The organism is Acinetobacter sp. CAU_H_60 (assembly GCF_058599385.1).
On the sequence record NZ_CM178653.1, the window covers coordinates 2,901,155 to 2,924,311 of the forward strand.

The 23,157-nt window shown below is 42.2% G+C and carries 21 protein-coding genes, 2 tRNA genes and 1 pseudogene; 14 read left to right on the top strand and 10 right to left on the bottom strand.

What is annotated here, in order from left to right; genetic code table 11:
* Positions 1 to 177 precede the first annotated feature (177 nt).
* Both AC4MBN_RS13835 and AC4MBN_RS13840 read left to right on the top strand, forming a co-directional pair.
* Positions 178 to 1,530: a GGDEF domain-containing protein gene (locus AC4MBN_RS13835; protein ID WP_419365029.1), complete on the top strand. Its 1,353-nt coding sequence runs from the start codon at positions 178 to 180 to the stop codon at positions 1,528 to 1,530.
* Positions 1,531 to 1,689: 159 nt separating this feature from the next.
* A pseudogene (locus AC4MBN_RS13840) lies at positions 1,690 to 2,915 on the top strand (GGDEF domain-containing protein).
* 57 nt (positions 2,916 to 2,972) lie between these two features.
* Here AC4MBN_RS13840 and AC4MBN_RS13845 read toward each other — a convergent pair.
* Both AC4MBN_RS13845 and guaA read right to left on the bottom strand, forming a co-directional pair.
* Complete coding sequence (locus AC4MBN_RS13845; RefSeq protein WP_058951619.1) at positions 2,973 to 4,124, bottom strand: IS4-like element ISAbe18 family transposase; 1,152 nt, start codon at positions 4,122 to 4,124, stop codon at positions 2,973 to 2,975.
* Between the two features lie 138 nt (positions 4,125 to 4,262).
* On the bottom strand, positions 4,263 to 5,831 hold the full coding sequence (gene guaA / locus AC4MBN_RS13850) for a glutamine-hydrolyzing GMP synthase (RefSeq protein ID WP_491880384.1): 1,569 nt from the start codon (positions 5,829 to 5,831) through the stop codon (positions 4,263 to 4,265).
* A 481-nt stretch (positions 5,832 to 6,312) separates the two neighbouring features.
* Between guaA and AC4MBN_RS13855 the strand changes: the two genes are divergently transcribed.
* Complete coding sequence (locus AC4MBN_RS13855) at positions 6,313 to 6,951, top strand: DedA family protein (RefSeq protein WP_034704672.1); 639 nt, start codon at positions 6,313 to 6,315, stop codon at positions 6,949 to 6,951.
* A 25-nt stretch (positions 6,952 to 6,976) separates the two neighbouring features.
* Here the strand turns inward: AC4MBN_RS13855 and AC4MBN_RS13860 are convergent, their stop codons facing one another.
* The 5 genes from AC4MBN_RS13860 to AC4MBN_RS13880 all read right to left on the bottom strand — a co-directional run bounded on the left by AC4MBN_RS13860 (position 6,977) and on the right by AC4MBN_RS13880 (position 9,778).
* The gene (locus AC4MBN_RS13860) at positions 6,977 to 7,570 is read right to left on the bottom strand and encodes a hypothetical protein (protein WP_005233326.1); all 594 of its coding nucleotides are present in this window, start codon (positions 7,568 to 7,570) and stop codon (positions 6,977 to 6,979) included.
* 193 nt (positions 7,571 to 7,763) lie between these two features.
* Positions 7,764 to 8,156 (bottom strand): hypothetical protein, encoded by a 393-nt coding sequence (locus tag AC4MBN_RS13865; protein ID WP_004780647.1) that lies wholly within the window; start codon positions 8,154 to 8,156, stop codon positions 7,764 to 7,766.
* Between the two features lie 13 nt (positions 8,157 to 8,169).
* Entirely contained in the window at positions 8,170 to 9,006 is an 837-nt protein-coding gene (locus AC4MBN_RS13870; RefSeq protein WP_034704678.1) for a ParA family protein, read from the bottom strand.
* 61 nt (positions 9,007 to 9,067) lie between these two features.
* The gene (locus AC4MBN_RS13875; protein ID WP_005233322.1) at positions 9,068 to 9,460 is read right to left on the bottom strand and encodes a SirB2 family protein; all 393 of its coding nucleotides are present in this window, start codon (positions 9,458 to 9,460) and stop codon (positions 9,068 to 9,070) included.
* A gap of 9 nt (positions 9,461 to 9,469) precedes the next feature.
* The gene (locus AC4MBN_RS13880) at positions 9,470 to 9,778 is read right to left on the bottom strand and encodes a BolA family protein (RefSeq protein ID WP_004780643.1); all 309 of its coding nucleotides are present in this window, start codon (positions 9,776 to 9,778) and stop codon (positions 9,470 to 9,472) included.
* 230 nt (positions 9,779 to 10,008) lie between these two features.
* Here AC4MBN_RS13880 and AC4MBN_RS13885 point away from each other — a divergent pair.
* Together AC4MBN_RS13885 and AC4MBN_RS13890 are read left to right on the top strand one after the other, a co-directional pair.
* Positions 10,009 to 10,084: transfer RNA gene (locus AC4MBN_RS13885), tRNA-Gly, on the top strand.
* 45 nt (positions 10,085 to 10,129) lie between these two features.
* A tRNA-Gly gene (locus AC4MBN_RS13890) sits at positions 10,130 to 10,205 on the top strand.
* Positions 10,206 to 10,547: 342 nt separating this feature from the next.
* On the opposite strand, the gene AC4MBN_RS13895 is transcribed toward AC4MBN_RS13890, so the two are convergent.
* Together AC4MBN_RS13895 and AC4MBN_RS13900 are read right to left on the bottom strand one after the other, a co-directional pair.
* Positions 10,548 to 10,949 (bottom strand): NUDIX hydrolase, encoded by a 402-nt coding sequence (locus tag AC4MBN_RS13895; RefSeq protein ID WP_034170792.1) that lies wholly within the window; start codon positions 10,947 to 10,949, stop codon positions 10,548 to 10,550.
* Positions 10,946 to 11,536, bottom strand: coding sequence for an LOG family protein (locus AC4MBN_RS13900; protein ID WP_491880385.1), 591 nt, complete (start codon positions 11,534 to 11,536; stop codon positions 10,946 to 10,948). Before AC4MBN_RS13900 ends, AC4MBN_RS13895 begins: the two co-directional genes overlap by 4 nt.
* A 519-nt stretch (positions 11,537 to 12,055) precedes the next feature.
* Between AC4MBN_RS13900 and AC4MBN_RS13905 the strand changes: the two genes are divergently transcribed.
* The 9 genes from AC4MBN_RS13905 to glmS all read left to right on the top strand — a co-directional run bounded on the left by AC4MBN_RS13905 (position 12,056) and on the right by glmS (position 22,014).
* Positions 12,056 to 13,024, top strand: a complete 969-nt coding sequence (locus AC4MBN_RS13905; protein WP_419365042.1) for an alpha/beta hydrolase — start codon at positions 12,056 to 12,058, stop codon at positions 13,022 to 13,024.
* Between the two features lie 336 nt (positions 13,025 to 13,360).
* Complete coding sequence (exaC, locus tag AC4MBN_RS13910) at positions 13,361 to 14,872, top strand: acetaldehyde dehydrogenase ExaC (RefSeq protein WP_166135102.1); 1,512 nt, start codon at positions 13,361 to 13,363, stop codon at positions 14,870 to 14,872.
* A 414-nt stretch (positions 14,873 to 15,286) separates the two neighbouring features.
* The gene (gene ribBA / locus AC4MBN_RS13915; protein ID WP_491880386.1) at positions 15,287 to 16,408 is read left to right on the top strand and encodes a bifunctional 3,4-dihydroxy-2-butanone-4-phosphate synthase/GTP cyclohydrolase II; all 1,122 of its coding nucleotides are present in this window, start codon (positions 15,287 to 15,289) and stop codon (positions 16,406 to 16,408) included.
* A gap of 11 nt (positions 16,409 to 16,419) precedes the next feature.
* Positions 16,420 to 16,890: a 6,7-dimethyl-8-ribityllumazine synthase gene (gene ribH / locus AC4MBN_RS13920; protein WP_004280926.1), complete on the top strand. Its 471-nt coding sequence runs from the start codon at positions 16,420 to 16,422 to the stop codon at positions 16,888 to 16,890.
* Between the two features lie 4 nt (positions 16,891 to 16,894).
* A complete protein-coding gene (gene nusB / locus AC4MBN_RS13925) occupies positions 16,895 to 17,344 on the top strand; it encodes a transcription antitermination factor NusB (RefSeq protein ID WP_005233270.1) in 450 nt (149 codons plus the stop codon).
* A gap of 17 nt (positions 17,345 to 17,361) precedes the next feature.
* The gene (gene thiL / locus AC4MBN_RS13930) at positions 17,362 to 18,279 is read left to right on the top strand and encodes a thiamine-phosphate kinase (protein ID WP_491880387.1); all 918 of its coding nucleotides are present in this window, start codon (positions 17,362 to 17,364) and stop codon (positions 18,277 to 18,279) included.
* A 22-nt stretch (positions 18,280 to 18,301) separates the two neighbouring features.
* Positions 18,302 to 18,778: a phosphatidylglycerophosphatase A family protein gene (locus AC4MBN_RS13935; RefSeq protein WP_491880968.1), complete on the top strand. Its 477-nt coding sequence runs from the start codon at positions 18,302 to 18,304 to the stop codon at positions 18,776 to 18,778.
* Positions 18,779 to 18,798: 20 nt separating this feature from the next.
* Positions 18,799 to 20,163 (top strand): bifunctional UDP-N-acetylglucosamine diphosphorylase/glucosamine-1-phosphate N-acetyltransferase GlmU, encoded by a 1,365-nt coding sequence (glmU, locus tag AC4MBN_RS13940; RefSeq protein ID WP_491880388.1) that lies wholly within the window; start codon positions 18,799 to 18,801, stop codon positions 20,161 to 20,163.
* Between the two features lie 12 nt (positions 20,164 to 20,175).
* The gene (gene glmS, locus AC4MBN_RS13945; protein ID WP_491880389.1) at positions 20,176 to 22,014 is read left to right on the top strand and encodes a glutamine--fructose-6-phosphate transaminase (isomerizing); all 1,839 of its coding nucleotides are present in this window, start codon (positions 20,176 to 20,178) and stop codon (positions 22,012 to 22,014) included.
* A gap of 56 nt (positions 22,015 to 22,070) precedes the next feature.
* Here the strand turns inward: glmS and AC4MBN_RS13950 are convergent, their stop codons facing one another.
* On the bottom strand, positions 22,071 to 23,135 hold the full coding sequence (locus AC4MBN_RS13950) for an acyltransferase family protein (RefSeq protein ID WP_491880390.1): 1,065 nt from the start codon (positions 23,133 to 23,135) through the stop codon (positions 22,071 to 22,073).
* Positions 23,136 to 23,157: the final 22 nt, after the last annotated feature.

Sequence of the window (23,157 nt, forward strand, 5' to 3'; positions counted from 1 at the left end):
TAAACTTTTAAAATCAGCAGTCTATAAAAATGTGATCCGTCTAGCTTCATATTTAAAAAACAAAAATTTTGTTACGTTTTCTTTTTAAAAATCGTGCTACCCCCTGATTCTAGGGAGATTATTTTTTATTCATTTGGTCCATAATAGGGCCCAATAAAAATAAGATTGGATCAGGACATGTCATCCTCGAATGAAAATATATATTCAACGGCGAATATGTCTTTTCAAAACTCGACCACGGATAGATCATTAAAGTTGGCCGAATGTGATCTGCAAAATCGCCAGTTAATTGAAGATGCGCTTGTACATCGCGGTGCACCTATTCCTGCGCAATTCCAGCAGTACTTTTATAATTATCTTTATGTGCATCGTCATCAAAATCTTCGCCAGATTAATTACATGGCGCAGATCGCCTTTTTGCTGTATTTCTTTGCCGATATTTTTATTATTCCTGATATGTTTTTCCTGTCTGGCCTGATCCGGGTATCACTGGTCATTGCTGTCATGTTTTGCTGCTATTACCTGTTTAAGCATCAAAAGAATATCCGGGTTCTGGACATGATTTTGCCTGTGGGCACGACTGTGGCTGCAGCGACCTGGATTGGCCTGCTCCTGCTGTCGAGTAGCCCGCATGTGTCAACTTATATCTATGCCTCTGCGATCTTTGTTTTAATTACCAATCTCTGTGTACAGACCGAGTTTAAGGGTGCGCTGTATTGTTCTATTTTTATCGCCCTGTTTATCATGATTGGGGTAACCCATCTCATGAGTCTATCGCAGGCCTTTATTTTCGCCGTTGTTTTCACGCCTCTCTGGGCGTTTAGTATTTATATCAACTGGAATAATATCATCAACATACGGCGCTCTTTTTTACGCACTTTGCTGGATGAATGGAACTATCAAACCTTAAAAAATCTTGCTCATACTGATGATCTGACGCAGTTATTTAATCGTCGTCATTTTGTGGATATGGCGGAACGTTCAATCCATCAATGGCCAAAGCCTGCCAGCACCTGCCTATTGATGTTTGATGTCGATTATTTCAAGAAAATCAATGACAACTATGGTCATGATGTGGGTGACCGGGTGCTACAACTGATTGCTGAAATTACCCGTAAAGAAATGCGTTCTAGTGATGTACTGGCACGTTTTGGTGGAGAAGAATTTATTGCCTTGCTGGAAGATACCCAGCTACAGGATTGCCTGATGATTGCAGAACGGATTCGCTGCTCGATTCAAAAGCAGGTGATGTACATCAATTCTGACCAGAAAATCCAGTTCACGATTTCTATCGGTATTGCTGAACTTGAATCTCCGCAACAGGAGCTTGAAGACCTGATTAAGCATGCAGATATTGCGCTTTATGAAGCTAAGAAAGCGGGAAGAAACCGGATTAGGGTCTATCATCCTAATATGCTGCAACCGACTAAACCGCTCTCTCCAAATCCCTGGAATGTATTTAAACCGTTAAATAAACAGGAGCAGTCTGGCGCTCATCATAAAGCGAAACAGTCTTGGTCTGCTTTGTAACCTGATAGCAAAATCAAGATTATTAGACAAGAATTTAAGAATTAGGCCTAAATCTGTTTGTGATGCTTTTCAAATAATTTCTAAAAGAATAGAATATTTTTCATACAAATATAAATATTCATCTTATTCATTTCTTTGGATTTAATGTGGGAAGGCGATATGCCAGATAAATATGAAGAAGAAGCTCGCCTCCTGCTTCAGGATGCCCTTCACGATCCTCTTGTTCGTATTCCTGGGTCTTTAAAACCTGCCTACTTTAGGCATCAGAAACAGCTCACTCTAAAATATTTGTTGTAGGTAAACCTATTTGCACAGGTGGCATATGCCTCCTACACCCTTGCCGATATTCTGGTACTGAATGACATTATGAATTTGCTCATTCTGACCAAACTAGGCTATACCTTGGTGATCGTGCTGATAACCATCTGGATGTATCATTTTTACCGGAATTTGCCTGTATTTGACCTGCTGTTGCCGACCTCGATTATCGGAGCAAGTGCAATCTGGTTTTTTAATCTAAACCAGTCTGAAAGTCCGCATACGCTCATTTATCAATATGCTTCACTGGTATTTATTGTCCTGGCCAATTTATGTGTACAGATCCGCTTCTGGCCTAGCCTGATTAATTCCGGTCTGATTACACTGGTGATTTATATCGGTGTGTATTTCAATACCCAAGCTAACCTGTACCAGATGTTCTTGTTTTCCCTGATCTATATGCCGGTTTTGACTTTCAGTTTATATATCAGCTGGAACTCTACACTAAAATCCCGTTTGGTATTCCTGCAACACACCCTGAATGAATATCACCGTCAGACCTTTGAAAATCTCGCCCATACTGACTCGCTGCCAGGCCTGAATAATAGACGCTGTTTTAAATATCTGGTGCAACAGCTGATCCGAAAGAATCTTAAACAGCCTGCTCCAATCAGTTTGCTGGTCTTTGTCGATCATTTTAAGCAGATCAATGACCGTTATGGGCATGATGTTGGAGATCAGGTACTCCAGATGATTGCGCAGACCACACGTAATGAAATGCGGCGCCATGATGTGCTGGCACGGTATGAAGGTGAAGAATTTATCGCATGCCTGCCTGAAACTTCACTGGATTGGATGATGCGTTAAAAATTGCCGAATGTTTAAGACACAAAATCGAAAATATTGTGGTCAATCTGGAACATGGGCATCGTCTTGATTTCACCGTTTTAATTGGTGCGGCCATTCTGGAAAGCAGTGAAACGGATTTAATGGCGCTGATTAAACAGGCTGATATTGCCCTGTATCAGGCTAAAGCCAATGGTCGGAACAGAGTGGAATGTTATGACCCTGAACTGGATCAGAGCTTGCTTGGAGAGCTTCAAAACTGGCAGGTTAAACCGGCTTAAATTCATTTGAAAGATAATAAAAAAAGAGCGCCGAAGCCATTGCTGTCCCACAATTTTTCACAAGAGGAAGCTCAAATGAGCTTCCTCTTGTTTTATGGGTATTTTATCGGGTGAAAATAAAGCTTTTAAAGTTCTTCTTTCAAACAAATTCACTTGAATTATTCTGAGTAAACGTTGAACTGTCCAACCTGTTTTTCCTAAATGTTGAGCGAAACTCACCAATAAATAGGCGATCATCGCAATCCAGATTTGTGTCTGAATTGCGTTCCTGCTGCGGCCTAGAAACGCTTTTAATTTGAGATTCTGCTTAATCGCCTTAAAGAACAGCTCAACTTTCCAACGATCTTTATAAATCGCCGCAATGGTGGAGGCGGCTAAATGAAAGTTATTGCTGAGAAAGCTAAAGTGCTTGCCACTTTGCTGATCTCTATATTCAATTCTTCTTAACACTGGGGCTTTTCTTTTTAGGGCATGTGCGCTATTCAGCTGAATGGTTTCATCTTTTAGAATACCTTTGGATTCAAGCACTGGATGTTGCTGGATCACCTGATACACAGATTTAGGCCTAAAACGTGTGACAAATCCAATGTTTTGAGCAGTCAGATTTGCATACCATTGGTAATCGACATAGCCTTTATCAAAAACTACAATGCTGCCAGCAGGAAACTGGAATTTGCGGCCTTGTACCATGTCATTTTCTTTGCCATTTTCAACTGCAACAAACTCAGGAATATCATTGCTGTGATTCAATCCTATACTGAGTTTCATGCTGGCTTTTGAGTCGTGAACTTTGGCCCATTCACATAAGGAAAGCGACAGGTCAATATGACTGGCATCCAAGGAATACAAGGGATTCTTAAAGCGAAATTTATGAGCGACTTTTGAGTGTTCATAGTATTTAAGCAACTTGTAAAATAGCTGTTGATACAAGGCAGCAGGCTGCTGCTCATTGATTCGTGCCAGCGTGCTTCGGGGAATAGACTTTGCTCCGAGATGACTTAGCTTTTCCTGTTGGCACTCCAAATTGGATTGAATATCTCTCAGACTTTGCCTACAAGAGAATTGAGACATCAATATGGCAATAAACTGATCCCACCGGGAAGCTGCTCTAAATTTCTGTCCAACATGGTGTACTTTAGCAAGTTGTTCAAAATCCTGTCGCACAACAGGTTTAATTAGCTCATGAAATACGGTATTCTGATGTGACAAAACCTGAATCCTGGTCGTTAAAGTGTTTGTTTGCACTCATATTTTAACTGTTAGGACTCAGGTTTTTTTATTTAAAGTAAACTATGGGACAGCAGTGGCGCCGAAGCGCTCTTTTGATAAGTAATTTTCGTTAGAAAATTACTCCCATTCAATTGTTGCTGGTGGCTTAGATGAAACGTCATACACCACACGAGAAACTTCAGCAGTTTCGTTCATGATACGTGTAGAAATACGGTCAACCAAGTCATATGGGAGATGTGCAAAACGAGCTGTCATGAAGTCGATGGTTTCAACTGCACGAAGTGCGATCACCCATGCATAACGACGGCCATCACCGACCACACCCACAGATTTCACTGGTTGGAATACGGCAAAGGCTTGAGCAGTTTTGTCGTACCAACCGCTTGCGCGAAGCTCTTGCATGAAGATGTCATCAGCAAGACGAAGAATATCTGCATATTCTTTTTTCACTTCACCTAAGATACGAACACCAAGGCCTGGACCTGGGAACGGATGACGGTAGATCATGCTATGTGGCAAGCCTAGAGTTGTACCCAATTTACGTACTTCATCTTTAAACAGGTCACGTAATGGTTCAACCAAGTCAAATGCCAAGTCTTCTGGTAAGCCACCTACGTTATGGTGTGACTTGATGACATGTGCCTTGCCTTGTTTGCTGGCAGCAGATTCAATCACGTCTGGATAAATCGTACCTTGTGCAAGGAAGGTTACGCCATCGAGCTTACGCGCTTCTTCAGCGAAGACTTCGATGAATTCACGACCGATGATTTTACGTTTTTTCTCTGGATCAACTTCGCCAGCCAATGCAGAAAGGAAACGGTCTTCAGCATCAGCGCGGATCACGCGGATCCCCATGTTGTCTGCAAACATCTGCATCACTTGATCGCCTTCGTTCAAACGAAGCAGACCGTTGTCTACAAATACACAAGTCAACTGATCGCCAATTGCCTTGTGTAGAAGTGCCGCTACAACCGATGAATCGACACCACCTGAAAGACCTAACAATACTTTTTCATTGCCAATCTGTGCACGAAGCTGTTCTACACGCAGGTCAATAATATGTTCTGGTGTCCACAGACCACGACACCCACAAATCTGGTGTACGAAGTTAGACAGTAATTCTGCACCTTTCGAAGTATGGGTTACTTCAGGGTGGAACTGGATCCCATAGAAACGGCGAGTTTCATCAGACACCATGGCAATCGGGCAGCTTGATGTGCTTGCAGTCACCTGGAAGCCTTCTGGAATGCGTGCAACCTTGTCACCATGACTCATCCAGACATGCAGCTGGTTTTCACGGTCTTGCAGCTGACCAATCAGCTGGTCACGTACCACGATATCCACTTCTGCATAACCGAACTCATGTACAGTACCTGGCTCAACTTTACCGCCAAGTTGTTCACACATGGTTTGCAAGCCATAACAGATACCCAGTACAGGTACACCTAACTCAAATACCACTTGCGGCGCACGCGGGCTGCCTTCCAGGTGAACACTTTCAGGTCCACCAGACAAGATGATACCGTTTGGATTAAATGCGCGAATGTCTTCTTCAGACATGTCATAGGCATACATTTCAGAATATACACCAGCTTCACGGACACGACGTGCGATGAGCTGACTATATTGAGAACCGAAATCCAGAATCAGGATACGATCTTCAGTAATTTGAGTATTGGTAGTCATGACAAACAACTATGAAAGGCAAACGAAAGATAAGCGCCGTATTCTAGCATTTTTATTAGGTTTAAGCACACTATTCCCATCAGCATAATAATTAAGCAGTTTATTTTTTTAAATAGAATAAAGCTTTTGATTCAGTAGAAGAGTCCTCCCTTCTCTCCACGGAATTCAGCGTATTTACGCTATTTGGATTTGAATATTTTAGGATCGGCCAGTTAAGTGGCTATTGAAAGTTTATTTCATCTATCTCTATCACTGTCTTCATTTGATAGCGTTTAGGATTGAAAATGGGAGCCACCTTTTGATTTTTATTTTAATGACGTTTTCATGCTGAGCCGGTTTTCGTAGGAATTCATCGCCAATTTGTAAGATAAATTTTTAATTCACCCCTCAGGGATGAGCGGGCAATTATTTTCCTTTTCGGTACTGACTTTCATGCCGCAGACTGTTAGGATTTGATCACCTTTTCGCTTGTTTTTTCCCTATGGAACTGCTTGATTTTATCCTCCACGTTGATGATCACCTGCTCGAATTCATTACCAATTACGGCATCTGGATTTATGGCATTCTTTTCCTGATTATTTTTGTTGAAACGGGACTGGTGGTGATGCCGTTCCTGCCGGGAGACAGTCTGCTATTTGCATCAGGTGCGCTGGCGGCTTCAACGGGTGCAATGGATCCATGGGTACTGATTCCGCTACTGTTCACTGCGGCAGTGCTGGGCGACACCCTGAATTATCATATTGGTAAATATATTGGGCCACGTGTATTTGAGATTGAATCACGTTTTATTAATAAAAAGCATTTGCTTGCTACCCAGCAGTTCTTTGTGAAACACGGCGGTAAAACCATTATTTTTGCCCGTTTCATTCCTTTCGCACGTACCTTTGCACCTTTTGTTGCCGGTGCGGGAAGTATGAATTATAAATATTTCCTGACCTACAATATGATCGGTGGCTTTCTCTGGATCAGTTCATTTGTGATTTTGGGTTATCTGTTCGGCAATATGCCAATCGTCAAAGATAATTTCACTCATCTGATTTTCGGCATCATTATTTTAAGTGTCATGCCAGGTGTAATTGGCTTTATTCAGCAGAAACTCAAGAAAAATAAAATTGCCTAGAAGCCTAGCGCTGTTGAGTGAACATTTACTCCAGCCAATTAATCAACAAGGGCACCAGACAAAGCAGTAAAAACAGAGCCGACCCTTTATAAATCAGGTCGGCTTTTCTTTTTGCCGACTCTCCCGCCAGAATCGCTTGTCCAAAGATCATCCAGAACAACGCAACCAGCAAGGCAATCCCAGTAAAAATGGCAAAGACCAGAACAAAGTTACTCGGACTTTCCCAAGTAGACAGCGGCAATATTCCGGTCGCCAGAAGCGCTGCTTTGGGATTTTTTAGGGTTCCCTTAAACATCTGCCAGGGACGGATCTGAGGATGACTCTGATTATATTGTTCCAGTTGCCGCGCCTTGAATAAATGGAAGGTCATCCAGCCCACACCGATTGCACTCAGCACATGCACCAGTTCCTGAAAACTCGGCCAGATTGGTGAAAACAGATGAACCAGCAGAGCCCACCCATTGATCGCATATAAATACCCCACCAGAATGACGGGAATATACAGACTGGTTTTGGCTGTTCCCTGCTGATAGGCAGAACTGGCCACCAATGCATTGGCAGGTCCAGGGATCATCAGCACTGCTATTGTTGCAAAAACAAAGAGCCAGTTTTCAATCATGGTGGTTAAACATATCAGACAAGGTGATTACCTTAACCAATCTCGTGTTCTGATCACAAGACGAGATCTTTCAAAATTTTATGCGCATCGGTCATTTTTCTGGTGAATACTGTGAACTCTATCACTTGACCAATCATTTTTAAGATAGAAAAAATGCCGACGTAAAGTCAGCATTTTTTTGATGTTTAGAGGGCTATTTATTGGTATTTTGACGGACAACAATTGGGCAAGCTTTAAATTTTGCAGCTTGTACAATAGCTTCCTGTTCACCCAGTAGACGTGCCGTTTCAGTACGTTTGGTATTGGAAGACTGTCCCATATTCACTGATACACTCGGACCAATGCCCCATCCGCCGCGGCTGCCCCAGCCACCACCGACGCCTACCCCTACGCCGACACCTGTACGTTTAGGCGGCTCAACACCATTATCCAGATATTGCTGAATACGATTGTATTCACCCTGAAGCTGCTGACAGTTGAGGGTCTGATAATGGGTGGGTGAAACATAGGTTGGTTTGACCGTCGTTGCACAGGCACTCAGCAAGCTAAGTATGCTGATCGCCAGGCTTATTTTCACAAGTTTCATAGTTAACTCGATCTTAATGCTGCTCTATCTCATTGAACAATGATTGATAGGCCTGAGTCAATTTATGATCAGTTGCCAAGTGAATTAATGGCTGATTTTTTTGATGCGACTCTTTCATCAGCACCGACGGCGGCAACATGCTGTTTAGCACCGGAAGACCTTCATCTTTCAGTTGCTGTACCACTTCGCGCGGCAGTTTTGCCTGAGCTTGAAACTGGTTGACCACGATGCCTTCAATTTCCAGACGCTCATTATGATCATCCTGAGTTTCGATGACATTCTCAATCAGAGTTTGTAAGGCTCGCTTAGAAAACACATCACAGTCAAACGGAATCAGAACACGGTCTGCAGCAATCAGGGCTGAGAGCGTAAAGAAATTAAATGCCGGCGGAGTATCGATAAACACCCGGTCATAATGCTCAGCTAGTGGTTGCAAGGCATCGCGCAGCTTATAAATCTTATGCTTGGATTCCAGTGCATGGGCCAATGTGCCCAAACTCGGACTGGCCGGAATGACATCCAGATTTTTAAAAGGTGATTGATGCAGATAACTTTCCAGCCCTTTAGCCCGGGTCTTGAGAATGGAGCCAATCGCATTACCAATTAAACTTTTGCTCTGCTGGTTCCCCAATACATCTTCAAAATAGTTTTCAATATTCGGCTCCAACGCCGGCTTGTCACTCGAATAGGTTGCATCATCTCCTAGTAAATACTGGCTGGAGTTTGCCTGCGGATCAAGATCGATCAACAGGGTTTTAAGCCCCTGATGCGCACTGATTGCAGCCAGATTGACTGCAATACTCGATTTCCCTACCCCACCTTTCTGATTGAATACCACACGAGTATGCATAAACACCCCTCTTTATTTTTCTAATGATCAGTATGTTTTACTTCATTGACTGATGAATAATTTAGCCAAAATTCGGCTTGATCATGACCAATACCATAATCGCAATAAGTGAAACCACAGCAATAAATAAGCCAGCACGGCGTTGTACCAACAGGATTGAATCATCTTTTTTATAGGCTTTGCCCAGGGATGAAATTAGCACCAGGAATAAAATGATTTTGGCATAAAACCAAGGCTGTACATCAAAATTCTTTAAAAACAGGGCAATAATCCCAGTTAAGGCAATCACGCTAATGACCAGGTGCTGCAAAGCGACCAGAAATACACGTGCTTTTGGATTCGGTTGATTGCCCTGTGTACCCATAAACAGGGTAATAGCACGTGCAAGAATGGCCACAATGGCCAGTCCTGCCGCAGACATATGAATAATCTTGACTAAAAGCTGGGTATCCATAAAGTCCTCTTAGTTTTTTGGTGCATGTGCACATTCCGGACTAGATGTATCCTGTCCTGTCCACTCTTCAGGCAAGAAAGCATGAATTGCCAAGGCATGAATTTTATCTTTAGACAGCAAATCACCTGCCGCAGCATAGACCTTTTGATGGCGTTGTACCGCACGCAGGCCGGCAAAGGCTTCACTGACAATCACCGCCTTAAAATGCGATTCCTTACCCGGAAAATATCCACCATGACCCGAAGATTCATTCACGACTTCTAGGTAAGTAGGTGACAATTGTGCCAAACGGTCTTTCAGTTGTTGTTCTAAGCTCATGGCCTGACTCCGATTCAAGATATGGGTCCAGTATACCCTGTTCTATCCGCTATTTCGGTGCAAGAAATGTCTGCAATTATTTGATTGTGCCGAGATTTCATTAAATTTTGCATAAATTTTGTCTAATTGTCTGGAAGCACAGAGAATATTGCTTTTATTTTATGCAATCGACACAAGATTTTTCATAAAGTTATTGACCCTGTTTTTGCATGCTGTATTATACACGGCATGCGGGAATAGCTCAGTTGGTAGAGCACAACCTTGCCAAGGTTGGGGTCGCGAGTTCGAGTCTCGTTTCCCGCTCCAAATTCTTTTTTGTTCATTTTTTAAAGTAAAAAATCGATCGACCCTGCGGGAATAGCTCAGTTGGTAGAGCACAACCTTGCCAAGGTTGGGGTCGCGAGTTCGAGTCTCGTTTCCCGCTCCAGATTCAAAAAGCCCTGATCGAAAGATTGGGGCTTTTTTTATTGTCGTTCTCAATGACTAAATATTCTGACTAACCCTGCTTTTTTCTCAAATTAAGAAAATTTTCTTTAAATCTTGAATCTCTAGAACTCTGGTTCGATTTATCTTTTTAGGGAACTCCTGCTAAAAGGATTGCACTTCATACAGGTTTAAGCATCTAATTCATCCAAGCAATTAATGATAAAAAACCATAAAAAAAGCCCATTTGAGGGGAAATGGGCTTTTGTAAACATCAATATTAACGCTCTAATATGACAATCTGGTTAAATTTCATATCTATAGATTAAAATTTTTTGAGATCCCATTAGATTCCCAATAGTTGCTTACACCATGGAATTGAAATATCCCGAGTTAAAGGGGCTAAAGGCAAGTCTGGATGATTGAGATCAACCCATTGCATTTCCGCAAGTTCAGCCTGAACCTGTGGCTGACTTTTTAACTTAACCTGATACAAATAACTGACCAGCGAATGATTCAATTCGTTCGCAGCCACGGTTTCATATTTGCCAATATAAGACAGTATTTCCATCTCACAGCCTGTTTCTTCCAGAACTTCCCTAGAAAGTGCAGCTTCAGGCAATTCATTGGGTTCCAGCTTTCCGCCCACATGCATAAAGAAATCGGTATCTTTTTTACGAACCAACAAAATCTGATTCTGTTCATTGAGAATGATAGCCGCAGCAATCGTAATCACTTTATTACTCATACTGATTCTACTGCCTTTACGCTTTTATTCCATTTCGGTTCAGGCGCATGGTAATGCTCCAAAGCATCCAGTACTTCCTCAATTGAACTTGAGGAGATCAAGGCATTGGTAAAACGTGACTGGGTAAATCCAGCCTCAGTCGTTTTCATCAAAAAATTTAGCAATTCATCATAAAATCCATGGATATTTAAAAATGCACAAGGTTTCTGATGAAGGCCCAACTGCCCCCAGGTTAACTGCTCAAAAATTTCTTCTAAAGTCCCCACTCCACCCGGCAAGGCAATAAACGCATCCGCCAGATCAGACATTTTTGTTTTACGTTCATGCATATTTTTCACCACATGCAGCTCTGTTAACAGCGGATGGGCCAATTCTGCATCGACCAGATTTTGTGGAATCACTCCAATGACTGTTCCACCAGCATTTAAAGCGCTATCAGCCACAACACCCATCAGTCCAGCTCGGCCGCCACCATAAACAAGTGTGATTCCCCGTTTCGCAATAGACTCACCCAAAGCTTGGGCCTGCTCTTTAAAATTTTCGCTATTCCCCATAGCTGAACCACAAAAGACTGCAATAGATTTCATTTTTATCCCCTCATCGATCAGTGTATTCTAACTGCATTAAAATAAAAAATTTGTCTTAAAAACAAGCAAAATAGCCATAATCGGCTAGTTTATCGAAGCGCATGATTCAGAATAAACTTTCACTTCTACAGAAAAATACGGATAATTTTTAGTCAGACTTGTACGCATAGACTTACATCGATTCCGGTTCTTTGCGGCTATCCCGGATAGTGGAATTTTCCTATGATACTTACATCAGGAACAGGAAGTTCCATATAACAATGACAATAGATAAGCACAAGGATTGTAAGGTACGACAGGAGTTATACCGAGCCAACCAATACGAAAAACCCCGGCAGGATGCCGGGGTTTTTTATTATTTTTTTATTTAGTCAATCAGGCTGCCAATGACCTGAGATTTTATATTTGACTATTCTCTGCATGGTGCTACTGATCTCGAATGGGTCAGACAGCAGGATTTGACAAATGCAAGCCAATCCACAAGGATAAGCGAATAAAAATAATCATGAGTAGAACAATATGTCCCATCCGCTTTCCAGCCTTGAATATCAACCTGACATTCTGGGTGAAGGTTATGAACAGGCCACTTTAGAATTCCCGCCAGATACTGAAGGTACAGTAGTTGCCACTTTAGTCCGCAAAAAGGCAGACCAGCCCACCTCTAAAGCTATCCTCTATATTCACGGCTTTATTGATTATTTTTTCCAGACTGAAATGGCAGAGCGTTTTAATCAGCAAGGTTTTGATTTTTATGCACTGGATTTACGTAAATACGGCCGATCCTATCTGTCCCATCAGAAACTTTATAATGTCTATCATCTATCAGAATATGATGCAGAAATCAGCCAGGCTCTTGAAATTATTGGACAGGAAGGCCATGACACGGTTTTACTCAGTGGCCATTCTACTGGCGGACTGATTACTACCCTGTATGCAGCACACCATCCGGATCATCCCTTAATTAAAGGCTTATGGCTCAATAGTCCTTTTTATGACTTTAATATGACGCCTTTTGAGAAAAAATTTCTGGTGCCTAAATTAAGCCGTCTGGGAAAACGTTTTCCGGAAATGCTATTTCCTAGCCGCTTAAACCGTCATTATGTGCCAAGTCTGCATATCAGCTATCAGGGGGAATGGCATTTTGATCTGGAATGGAAAAAACCCAGCTATCACTGGGTGCGTCTGAGTTTTGTACATGCCATTCACGAAGCACAAAAAGAAATTCATCAAGGTGTACGTTTAAATATTCCGACTTTGCTGATGCATGCCCATAAAACCACTTATCCCTTACGTTTTAACCGTAATGCTCAAACCAGTGATGTGATTCTTCAGGTACATGACATGATTGAACATGCGCAAAAAATCCAGGGCGATGTGAAACTCTGTTCGATTCAAAATGGGGTACATGATCTGGTTCTTTCAGAAAAACCGGTTCGTGAGCAGGTCTATCAGCAGCTATTTCAATGGCTGGAAAATAAAGCCCTATAAGCCAGATGAATAAGATAGGTAGCAAGCTCTGCCTGTCTTATTTTCCAATGATTTTATTTACCTATTTTTCCTGGATATGAAATAAAAATATCAAGCTGATCAGTAATGCTTTTCACATATTAAAATCATTTCATTATAAAAATAAGATATTGAAATTTATAAAGATAATTAATTCTATTTTTATCCAAATGTTGCCTTTTGTAGCAAGCTTGTAAGTATTTATCCTGCGATTTTTTTCCCTCTCTATAGTAGAGCTGAGATGTTGAATCTGAAGGCTTTTGCAGGACAGAAGTGATTCGGCATTCATCAATAATAATCATATTAAGGAATAGAATTATGCGTTATGCAGATCCCAATACTGACGGTTCAAAAGTGCAATTTAAATCCCAATACGAAAACTTTATTGGCGGCAAATGGGTTCCACCAGTCAAAGGTGAATATTTTGATAATGTCTCGCCCGTAGATGGTAAAGCCTTTACCAAAGTTCCGCGCTCCTCAGTGGAAGATATTGAACTGGCGCTCGATGCGGCTCATGCCGCCAAACAGCAATGGAATAACAGCTCCCCTACTACCCGTTCCAATATTTTATTAAAAATTGCCGACCGACTTGAGGAAAATCTTGAACTGCTGGCAGTTGCAGAGACTTGGGATAATGGCAAGCCGATCCGAGAAACCCTGGCAGCGGATATTCCTTTAGCCATTGATCATTTCCGTTATTTTGCCGGCTGCATTCGCGCCCAGGAAGGCGGCATCTCGGAAATTGATGAAGACACCATTGCCTACCATTTTCATGAGCCATTGGGCGTCGTGGGTCAGATTATCCCGTGGAACTTCCCGATTCTGATGGCTGCCTGGAAACTGGCACCTGCCCTTGCAGCCGGAAACTGTATTGTGCTGAAACCCGCTGAACAGACACCGGTGAGTATTTTGGTGCTGGTCGAACTGATTCAGGATCTGTTACCTGAAGGGGTGTTAAATATCGTAAATGGCTACGGCGTTGAAGTCGGCCGTCCACTGGCGACTAATCCACGCATTGCCAAGATTGCCTTTACCGGTTCTACCGCTGTGGGTCAGTTGATTATGCAGTATGCGACTGAAAATATTATTCCTGTGACTTTAGAACTTGGAGGTAAATCACCAAACTTGTTCTTTGCCGACATCATGGATCAGAAAGATGATTTTCTGGAAAAAGCTCTAGAAGGCTTTACCATGTTTGCCCTGAATCAGGGTGAAATCTGTACTTGTCCATCACGTGCGCTGATTCAGGAAAGTATTGCCGACCAATTCCTGGAACTTGCAGTAGAGCGAGTGAAAAAGATCAAGACTGGTCATCCCCTGGATACCGAGACCATGATCGGTGCTCAGGCTTCTCAGGAGCAGCAAGACAAGATTCTCGGCTGTATTGCAACTGGCCGTGAAGAAGGTGCAGAAATCTTGTTAGGCGGCAATGAACGTCAGGAAGTGGGACAAGGTTTTTATATCGAGCCAACGATTTTTAAAGGTTCCAATGACATGCGCACCTTTCAGGAAGAAATTTTTGGACCGGTATTGGCAGTGACGACTTTTAAAGACTTCGATGAAGCCATCAAAATTGCCAATGATACGATTTATGGACTCGGTGCCGGTGTCTGGTCACGTTCAGCACATACCTCTTACCGCGCTGGTCGCGCGATTCAGGCTGGTCGGGTCTGGACCAACTGCTATCACATCTACCCGGCTCATGCAGCCTTTGGGGGATATAAAAAATCCGGGATTGGCCGTGAAAACCATCGCATGATGCTGGATCATTATCAGCAAACCAAAAACCTGTTAGTGAGTTATTCAACCAAACCAGCAGGTTTCTTCTAAACTGATCTGAATTCGGGTGGACTTCGGTCCGCCTGATTCATTTATTATTTCAAACAGAATTTTAAACTGATTGGTAAAAAATTCATAAAAGGAAGAATGGGGGGAGGTATACGTATTTTTAGGGGCTGTATTAAACGAATAAATAAAACTGCATAAAAAATAACAGATTATTTATAGTTATGTTGATTTTAAATAAGTTTGTCATTTTTTATGCTTTCCGATCGTTTAAAAATCCAGCATAAAGCCTGTGCTTTCATTTAAAGTCGACTTTTCATGCTACGCAAGACTGTGTATAACAATGAACCCCTGAGGGAAAGCAATAAGCATAGGCAAAATTGCTTAAAAAGCGTTAGACTATGCAGTAATAATGTCATGATTCGGTCTGGTATAGATCAAAAAAGAAGGTGAAGGTTGATGCCGCTCAATACAGTTGAAGAGCTTGTAGCAGATATCCGTGCAGGAAAAATGGTTATCCTGATGGATGACGAAGACCGTGAGAATGAAGGCGATCTGGTGATTGCTGCGACCCACGTGCGTCCTGAAGACATCAACTTTATGATCACCCATGCGCGTGGTCTGGTTTGCCTGACTTTAAGCAAAGAACGTTGCCAGCAGTTAAATCTACCCTTGATGGTGGATGCCAACGGTGCTCAGCACGGAACCAACTTCACCCTTTCAATTGAAGCAGCCAACGGCATTACTACCGGTATTTCTGCAGCTGAACGTGCGCATACCATTCAAACTGCGGTGGCTGCACATGCCAAACCAAATGACATCGTACAACCTGGTCATATCTTCCCATTGATGGCACAGCCAGGTGGCGTATTGCACCGTGCTGGTCATACCGAAGCCGGTTGTGACTTGTCTCGTCTTGCGGGTCTGGAACCTGCATCTGTGATCTGTGAAATCATCAAAGAAGACGGCACTATGGCACGTCGTCCAGATCTTGAAATTTTCGCAGAAAAACATGGCCTGAAAATTGGCACTATTGCTGATCTGATTCATTACCGTATGACCAATGAGCAAACGGTTGAGCGTATTGACCAGCAAACTATAGATACTGAATACGGTGTGTTTGATCTCTATCGTTACCGTGAAATCGGTAACCCCGACATTCATTTAGCACTGGTGAAAGGCCAGCCTAAAGATGGCGTGACGACTGTACGTGTTCATGGCTTTAATCCGACACGTGATCTATTAAAGCTGAACAAGCAAGATGGTGAACCGGCCTGGAATCTGGACCGTGCCTTAAAAGAAATTTCAAACAGTGATCGTGGTGTTCTGGTCTGGATTGGCCAGCGTCATTTACAGGACTTAGGCCCTGCCCTAGATGCACTTACCGCACCCAAAAATGTAAAATCCAATGCTGCACTTTCCCAGCAGTATCAGACCATTGGTGTCGGCGCACAAATTTTACGTGACCTCGGCGTGGAAAAAATGAAGCTGCTCAGCTCTCCATTACGTTTCAATGCCCTGTCCGGCTTTAACTTAGAAGTGGTGGAATACATCACCGCACAACAAACATTAGAGAAATAATCGAGGTTCCTATGGCAGTTCGCCGTATTGAAGGTATGTTGCATCTCGCGAACGAAGACCGTTATGCGATTTTAGTTGGTCGTTTTAATAGCTTTGTTGTTGAACATCTGTTAGAAGGTGCCATTGATACATTGAAACGCCATGGCGTATCAGAGGATAATATCACTGTTGTTCATGCACCTGGTGCTTGGGAACTTCCTGTGGTTGCGAAAAAACTGGCAGCTTCAGATCGTTTCGATGCCATCATCGCGCTGGGCGCTGTGATTCGTGGCAGCACGCCTCACTTCGATTTTGTAGCTGGTGAATGTGCCAAAGGTTTGGGCGTGGTTGGCCTGGACACTGGCTTACCAGTGATTAATGGTGTATTGACTACGGATAGTATCGAACAGGCGATTGAACGCTCGGGTACAAAAGCAGGAAATAAAGGTAGTGAAGCTGCCTTGACTGCTATTGAAATGGTTAACTTGTTAAAGGCTATTTAACGCTATGTCGCAAACACTTCAAGCAACTTATGCAGCAAAACGTAAAGCACGTCGCTTTGCTGTACAAGGAATTTATGAATGGCAGATGAGCCACAATCCGGTGCATGAGATTGAAGCACGTACTCGTGTGGACAATGCCATGCACAAAGTGGATCTCAGCTATTATCATGAATTGTTGACTCAAGTGGTTGCCAATCATGAAGCATTGGATGCTTTGCTTATCCCTGTGCTGGATCGCGAACTTTCTGCACTTGATGGTGTAGAACTCGCTACACTTCGCCTAGGTGCCTATGAACTCAAAGAACATCTTGAGATTCCATATCGTGTCGTTCTGGATGAAGCAATTGAGTTAGCTAAACACTTTGGCGGTGCAGACAGCCATAAATACATCAATGGTGTATTAGACCGTTTAGCGACAACTTTACGTGCAGCAGAAAAACAGCAAGCCAACTAATCTAGTCGAATTGTTGTATGGCTGAGTTTTCGATTATCGATACCTATTTTAATCGTCAGAATAAAAATTCTGTCGATTTAGGCGTTGGCGATGACTCAGCCTTGCTCACCCCTCCTCCACAGCAACAACTAGTCATCTGTGCCGACACCCTCGTTGCTGGACGTCATTTTCCTTTAGACACCGATCCTCATGCGATTGGCTGGAAATCTGTCGCTGTTAATCTTTCTGATATTGCTGCGATGGGCGCGACCCCGCATAGTATTTTACTTGCCTTGAGCCTACCCCAAATTGATCATGACTGGCTAAAAGCCTTTAGTCAGGGTCTCTATGATTGCTGCGATCAATTTGGTGTGAGTTTAATTGGTGGTGATACCACCCAAAGCCCTCATTTGACCTTATCTGTGACTGCCCTTGGTTGGGTAGAGATTGGTAAAGCTGTACCCCGTTCAGGTGCCAAGCCTGGTGATCTGATTTGTGTATCCGGTACAGTGGGTGATGCTGCTTTTGCTTTAAATCATCTTGGTCATCCATTACAGAAACGTTTGGATTATCCAACCCCACGCTGTCAGTTGGGTACTGCCTTAAAAGGCCTAGCTAATAGCATGATTGATGTTTCAGACGGTCTGGCACAAGATTTAGGACATATTCTTAAGGCATCAGGTGTAGGTGCAAAGCTAGCGCTTGAAAACTTACCCATCAGTCCTGCCCTGCAGGCATTAAATGATGAACAGCGTTGGCAATACGCCCTCGCGGGTGGTGATGACTACGAGTTATGCTTTACAATAAACCCGCAAAATTATGAAAAATTATTGCAAAAACAGCTGGATGTTTCGATTAGTATAATTGGCTCCATTCAGCAGCAACACGGTTTAACTTTTGAAAAAGATGGCGTAGATCATTCACTTCAATTTAACGGATATCAACATTTTGCATAAACCTGCGATCAATTTTAAAAGCATGTCATGGATCAACCGACTCATTGTCTTTAGTGGGGTAGGATTTGGTTCTGGTCTGGCGCCTAAAGCGCCTGGAACTTTTGGTTCAGCTTTTGCACTTTTATTTGTACCCATCTGGCTCTACTTAGGTTTTGTAAATAGTCTTTTTGCCATTGTCATCATGTCCCTGATTGGCATATATATCTGTGGCCAAACTGCCAAGGTCATGGGTGTGCATGATGATGGACGCATTGTCTGGGATGAGTTTGCAGGACAATCCATCACCTTTTTGCCACTGATCTATTTAGCTCAGATGAACTGGTTATGGCTACTCATTGGCTTTGCCCTGTTCCGATTATTTGATGTCTGGAAACCCTGGCCGATTCGGGTCATTGACCGTCAGGTTGGGGGTGGTTTTGGCATCATGCTGGATGACATTATCGCTGGTATCTGGGCAGCACTTTGTATTTGGATTTATTTTTACTTTACGATGGCTTAAGCCATATCTAGGATTAGAACATGTCTACGACTGTGATTATTCTTGCTGCAGGTAAAGGAACCCGTATGCGTTCCAACTTACCAAAAGTATTACAACCGCTTGCAGGACGACCTTTACTCGGCCATGTGGTCGACACAGCAAAAAAACTCAATGCAGACAATATTATTACTATTTATGGTCATGGCGGTGAGCAGGTTCAGTCCGCATTTGCAGACCAGAATATCCAGTGGGTAGAACAGGCTGAACAGCTTGGTACCGGTCATGCCGTACAAATGACACTACCTGTTTTGCCTAAAGATGGTATTTCACTAATCCTGTCGGGTGATGTCCCTTGTATTAGCCAGCAGACGCTTCAGAATCTGCTCGATGCTACTCAAGAGCAAGGCATTGGCCTAGTAACATTAACGCTTGCAGATGCCAGTGGTTATGGTCGTATTGTACGTAAAGATGGTCAGATTCAAGCCATTGTTGAACATAAAGATGCTTCTGAAGAACAGCGCCAAATTAAAGAAATTAATACCGGTATTTATGCGGTCAGCAATACCAAGTTACATGAATGGCTACCAAAATTGTCTAATGATAATGCCCAAGGTGAATATTACCTGACTGATATCGTGGCAATGGCACTAGCAGATGGTATGAGTGTTGCATCTGTAGAACCTGAGCTAGCTTTTGAAGTGGAAGGCGTCAATGACCGTGTGCAACTGGCTGCTTTAGAGCGTCAGTTCCAGGCTTATCAGGCTAAACAGCTGATGCAGCAAGGTGTACATCTGATTGACCCAAGCCGTTTTGACTTACGTGGTCAACTCACTGTTGGTAAAGATGTGCGGATCGATATCAATGTCATTATCGAAGGTGATTGCGAACTCGGTGATAATGTTGAAATCGGTGCAGGCTGCGTAATTAAAAATACCAAGATTGCTGCGGGTACTAAAGTTCAGCCATATAGCATCTTTGATCAGGCAATTGTGGGTGAAGAAGCACAGATTGGTCCATTTGCACGCTTGCGGCCAGGGGCAAAACTGGCAGCTGAAGTCCATATTGGTAACTTTGTTGAAGTGAAAAATTCTAGTATTGGTCTAGGTTCTAAGGCGAATCATTTCACTTACTTAGGTGATGCTGAAGTCGGTAGCGGTTCCAATATTGGTGCAGGGACGATTACCTGCAACTATGACGGTGCCAACAAATTTAAGACTATCATTGGGGATCATGCTTTTATTGGTTCTAACAGCTCTCTGGTTGCACCCGTCCAGATCGGTAATGGCGCGACAGTGGGAGCGGGTTCAACAATTACCCGTGATGTGGCAGAGAACAGTTTAGCGGTAGAACGTTCCAAGCAATTTGCCAAAGAAAACTATCAGCGTCCGCAAAAAATCAAGAAATAAGAGGAAGTTAGTATGTGTGGTATCGTCGGTGGCATCGCGGAACGTAATATCAGCAATATCTTAATTGAAGGCCTAAAACGTCTTGAATACCGTGGCTATGACTCTGCGGGTCTGGCCTTAATCAATAATAGCCAGGTGCTACGTGAGCGCCGTGTAGGTAAAGTTGCGAACCTTGAACAAGCTGTGAATGAATCACAGATTAATGGTTCATTAGGTATCGCGCATACACGCTGGGCAACTCATGGTAAACCGACTGAAAACAATGCTCATCCCCATATTTCGGGTAATGTTGCTGTGGTTCATAACGGGATTATTGAAAACTACCAGGAACTGAAAGATGATCTTGAAGCTTTAGGCTATGTATTCACTTCACAAACTGATACTGAGGTGGTTGCCCATCTGGTCAATGATGCACTGAAATCTACCCCTAGCCTGCTTGAAGCTGTTCGTCAGGTCGTACCACAGCTGAAAGGCGCTTATGCGCTCGGGATCGTACATACAGATCATCCAGATGAATTGATTACTGTACGTGAAGGTTCACCATTAGTGATTGGTGTCGGGATTGGTGAAAACTTTATCAGTTCTGACCAGTTGGCTTTATTACCGATCACGAATCGCTTTATCTATCTTGAAGAAGGTGATATTGCGCGTCTAACTCGCACTGCGATTGAAGTATTTGTGGATGGTCAACTAGTAGATCGCCCAGTCAAAGAACTGGATGCCACCGTGAGCAATGCATCTAAGGGTGAATATAAGCACTACATGCTCAAAGAAATCTATGAGCAACCTGAAGCCCTAAAACAGACTATTTCACAAGCCTTGAATGGCAATACGCTGCGTGAAGATTTTCTGGTAAATGCGGAACAGGATTTTTCAAAAATCCAGCAGATTCAGATCATTGCCTGTGGTACCAGTTACCACGCCGGCATGATTGCCAAATACTGGTTTGAACAGCTAATTGATCTGCCTTGTCAGGTCGAGATTGCCAGTGAATTCCGCTACCGTACGCCAGTGATTGTCAATAACACACTTTATGTGTGTATTTCTCAGTCAGGTGAAACAGCCGATACCTTAGCCGCTCTGCGTGATACGCAAAAACGTGCTACATCAAAAGGTGTAAACATTACGACGATGACGATTTGTAATGTGGCTACATCTTCAATGGTACGTGAAACAGATTACAGCCTGCTGACTTTAGCGGGTCCTGAAATTGGCGTGGCTTCAACCAAAGCCTTTACCACCCAGCTTGCAGCCCTAATGTTACTGGTACTGAAAATCGGTACAGTGAAAAATGCCATTTCAGCTGAACAGATGACTGAGATCACCACTGGACTATGGCATATGCCTAAGGTACTGCTAGATACCTTAAGTCATAATGATGAAATTCTGCGTCTCTCTGAACTGTTTGTAGAGAAACAGCACTGTCTATTCCTAGGCCGCGGTACACACTTCCCGATCGCACTGGAAGGTGCACTGAAGCTAAAAGAGATTTCTTATATTCATGCAGAAGGTTATGCGGCGGGTGAGCTGAAGCACGGTCCACTGGCTTTAGTAGATAATGACATGCCTGTGGTAATTCTGGCACCGCAAGATAACATGCTCGATAAACTGAAATCCAATATGGAAGAAGTTCAGGCACGTGGTGGTGAATTATTTGTCTTTGCGGATGAAAATAGCGGCATCAAAGCCAAAGAGCGCCAGCATGTGGTTTATGTACCAAGTGTAGATGCTCTATTAGCTCCAATCGTGTACAGTATTCCGGTGCAATTACTCTCCTATCATGTGGCAGTCCTGCGTGGTACTGATGTTGACCAGCCACGTAACTTGGCAAAATCAGTAACAGTGGAATAATCCATAAAATTAGCCTGTTATATGATGTTTTTGATTACTCTCATATAACAGGTTAACTATATATTTCTTAAATTCCGAATAAATATTTTAATCTTTAATATCCATATAGAATTTGATTTAAATGAATTCTTAACTGTCCTATTTAAAGGGATTTCAATAAATTTATTTACATAGTACCCAATAAAAATACAGATCACATATAAAAATAAAGCAAAATTAAGATTTTGAAAAAAATAATAGCTTATATATAACTTTGTTCCTATAACCAGTATGAATGGGTGACTTAGATAAATAGAATAAGACGTGTTCCCTAATCTATCTAAAATATTTACAAATTTATGATAGTGGTTTTTAAAAAAGCTTTCCAAACCAATCACACCAACCACACATAAAAAGGCTGGCACTCCTCTGTCCAAAGCACGACCAAATCCAGTTTCAAACACATTAAATATATTCTGAAAGAAAATAAATGCAGTTCCCAATAGAATCAGAATAATATTCAGCACAAAGTTTAAATTGCATTCAATATAAATGAGATATGCACAAATACCCAAGGTATACTCTAAAAGAATCACATTAAAAAAGAATACTTTATCTAAATTTAATACCAATATTCCTACAGCAGGTAAAAAGGTTAATACCGCTATTAATGCAATATAATTTATTTTATTTCTAAAGAAATAGAGAGATAAAGCAAAAATGATATAGAAATAAACATCATAACTTAGGGTCCAGCCATTTTGAACAAGGAACTTATGCTCCCCTGGAATTAACAAATAAGAAGCTATAACATTTGTATATCCACCACTCATATTAATAAGGTCGGGGTTATATAAAAAAATACAAAGAGCCACAGTGGTAAAAAACCAATAGAGAGGCAATATTCTTTGCATACGACCTTTTAAAAATTTTATAGGAGTTATATTTTTTTTAGCTGTCGTTAAACAGATAATAAACCCGGACATTACGAAGAAAATATCAACACCAGGCCCTCTAAATCGATACCACTCTAAAGACAGGATATTATACTGATGAACTTTATTTTCTATATGACTGAGCAAGACAAAACTTGCAGCAATAAATCTCAATATATTAATTGAATATAATTTATTATTAGACATATTTTTGTCCTTATAATTTTTA

Bases quoted from the DNA above. Each gene is read 5' to 3' on its own strand.
- AC4MBN_RS13835 (WP_419365029.1), top strand. From the start codon at position 178: ATGTCATCCTCGAATGAAAATATATATTCAACGGCGAATATGTCTTTT.
- guaA (WP_491880384.1), bottom strand. From the start codon at position 5,831: ATGACTACCAATACTCAAATTACTGAAGATCGTATCCTGATTCTGGAT.
- AC4MBN_RS13855 (WP_034704672.1), top strand. From the start codon at position 6,313: ATGGAACTGCTTGATTTTATCCTCCACGTTGATGATCACCTGCTCGAA.
- AC4MBN_RS13860 (WP_005233326.1), bottom strand. From the start codon at position 7,570: ATGATTGAAAACTGGCTCTTTGTTTTTGCAACAATAGCAGTGCTGATG.
- AC4MBN_RS13865 (WP_004780647.1), bottom strand. From the start codon at position 8,156: ATGAAACTTGTGAAAATAAGCCTGGCGATCAGCATACTTAGCTTGCTG.
- AC4MBN_RS13870 (WP_034704678.1), bottom strand. From the start codon at position 9,006: ATGCATACTCGTGTGGTATTCAATCAGAAAGGTGGGGTAGGGAAATCG.
- AC4MBN_RS13875 (WP_005233322.1), bottom strand. From the start codon at position 9,460: ATGGATACCCAGCTTTTAGTCAAGATTATTCATATGTCTGCGGCAGGA.
- AC4MBN_RS13880 (WP_004780643.1), bottom strand. From the start codon at position 9,778: ATGAGCTTAGAACAACAACTGAAAGACCGTTTGGCACAATTGTCACCT.
- AC4MBN_RS13895 (WP_034170792.1), bottom strand. From the start codon at position 10,949: ATGAGTAATAAAGTGATTACGATTGCTGCGGCTATCATTCTCAATGAA.
- AC4MBN_RS13900 (WP_491880385.1), bottom strand. From the start codon at position 11,536: ATGAAATCTATTGCAGTCTTTTGTGGTTCAGCTATGGGGAATAGCGAA.
- AC4MBN_RS13905 (WP_419365042.1), top strand. From the start codon at position 12,056: ATGTCCCATCCGCTTTCCAGCCTTGAATATCAACCTGACATTCTGGGT.
- exaC (WP_166135102.1), top strand. From the start codon at position 13,361: ATGCGTTATGCAGATCCCAATACTGACGGTTCAAAAGTGCAATTTAAA.
- ribBA (WP_491880386.1), top strand. From the start codon at position 15,287: ATGCCGCTCAATACAGTTGAAGAGCTTGTAGCAGATATCCGTGCAGGA.
- ribH (WP_004280926.1), top strand. From the start codon at position 16,420: ATGGCAGTTCGCCGTATTGAAGGTATGTTGCATCTCGCGAACGAAGAC.
- nusB (WP_005233270.1), top strand. From the start codon at position 16,895: ATGTCGCAAACACTTCAAGCAACTTATGCAGCAAAACGTAAAGCACGT.
- thiL (WP_491880387.1), top strand. From the start codon at position 17,362: ATGGCTGAGTTTTCGATTATCGATACCTATTTTAATCGTCAGAATAAA.
- AC4MBN_RS13935 (WP_491880968.1), top strand. From the start codon at position 18,302: ATGTCATGGATCAACCGACTCATTGTCTTTAGTGGGGTAGGATTTGGT.
- glmU (WP_491880388.1), top strand. From the start codon at position 18,799: ATGTCTACGACTGTGATTATTCTTGCTGCAGGTAAAGGAACCCGTATG.
- glmS (WP_491880389.1), top strand. From the start codon at position 20,176: ATGTGTGGTATCGTCGGTGGCATCGCGGAACGTAATATCAGCAATATC.
- AC4MBN_RS13950 (WP_491880390.1), bottom strand. From the start codon at position 23,135: ATGTCTAATAATAAATTATATTCAATTAATATATTGAGATTTATTGCT.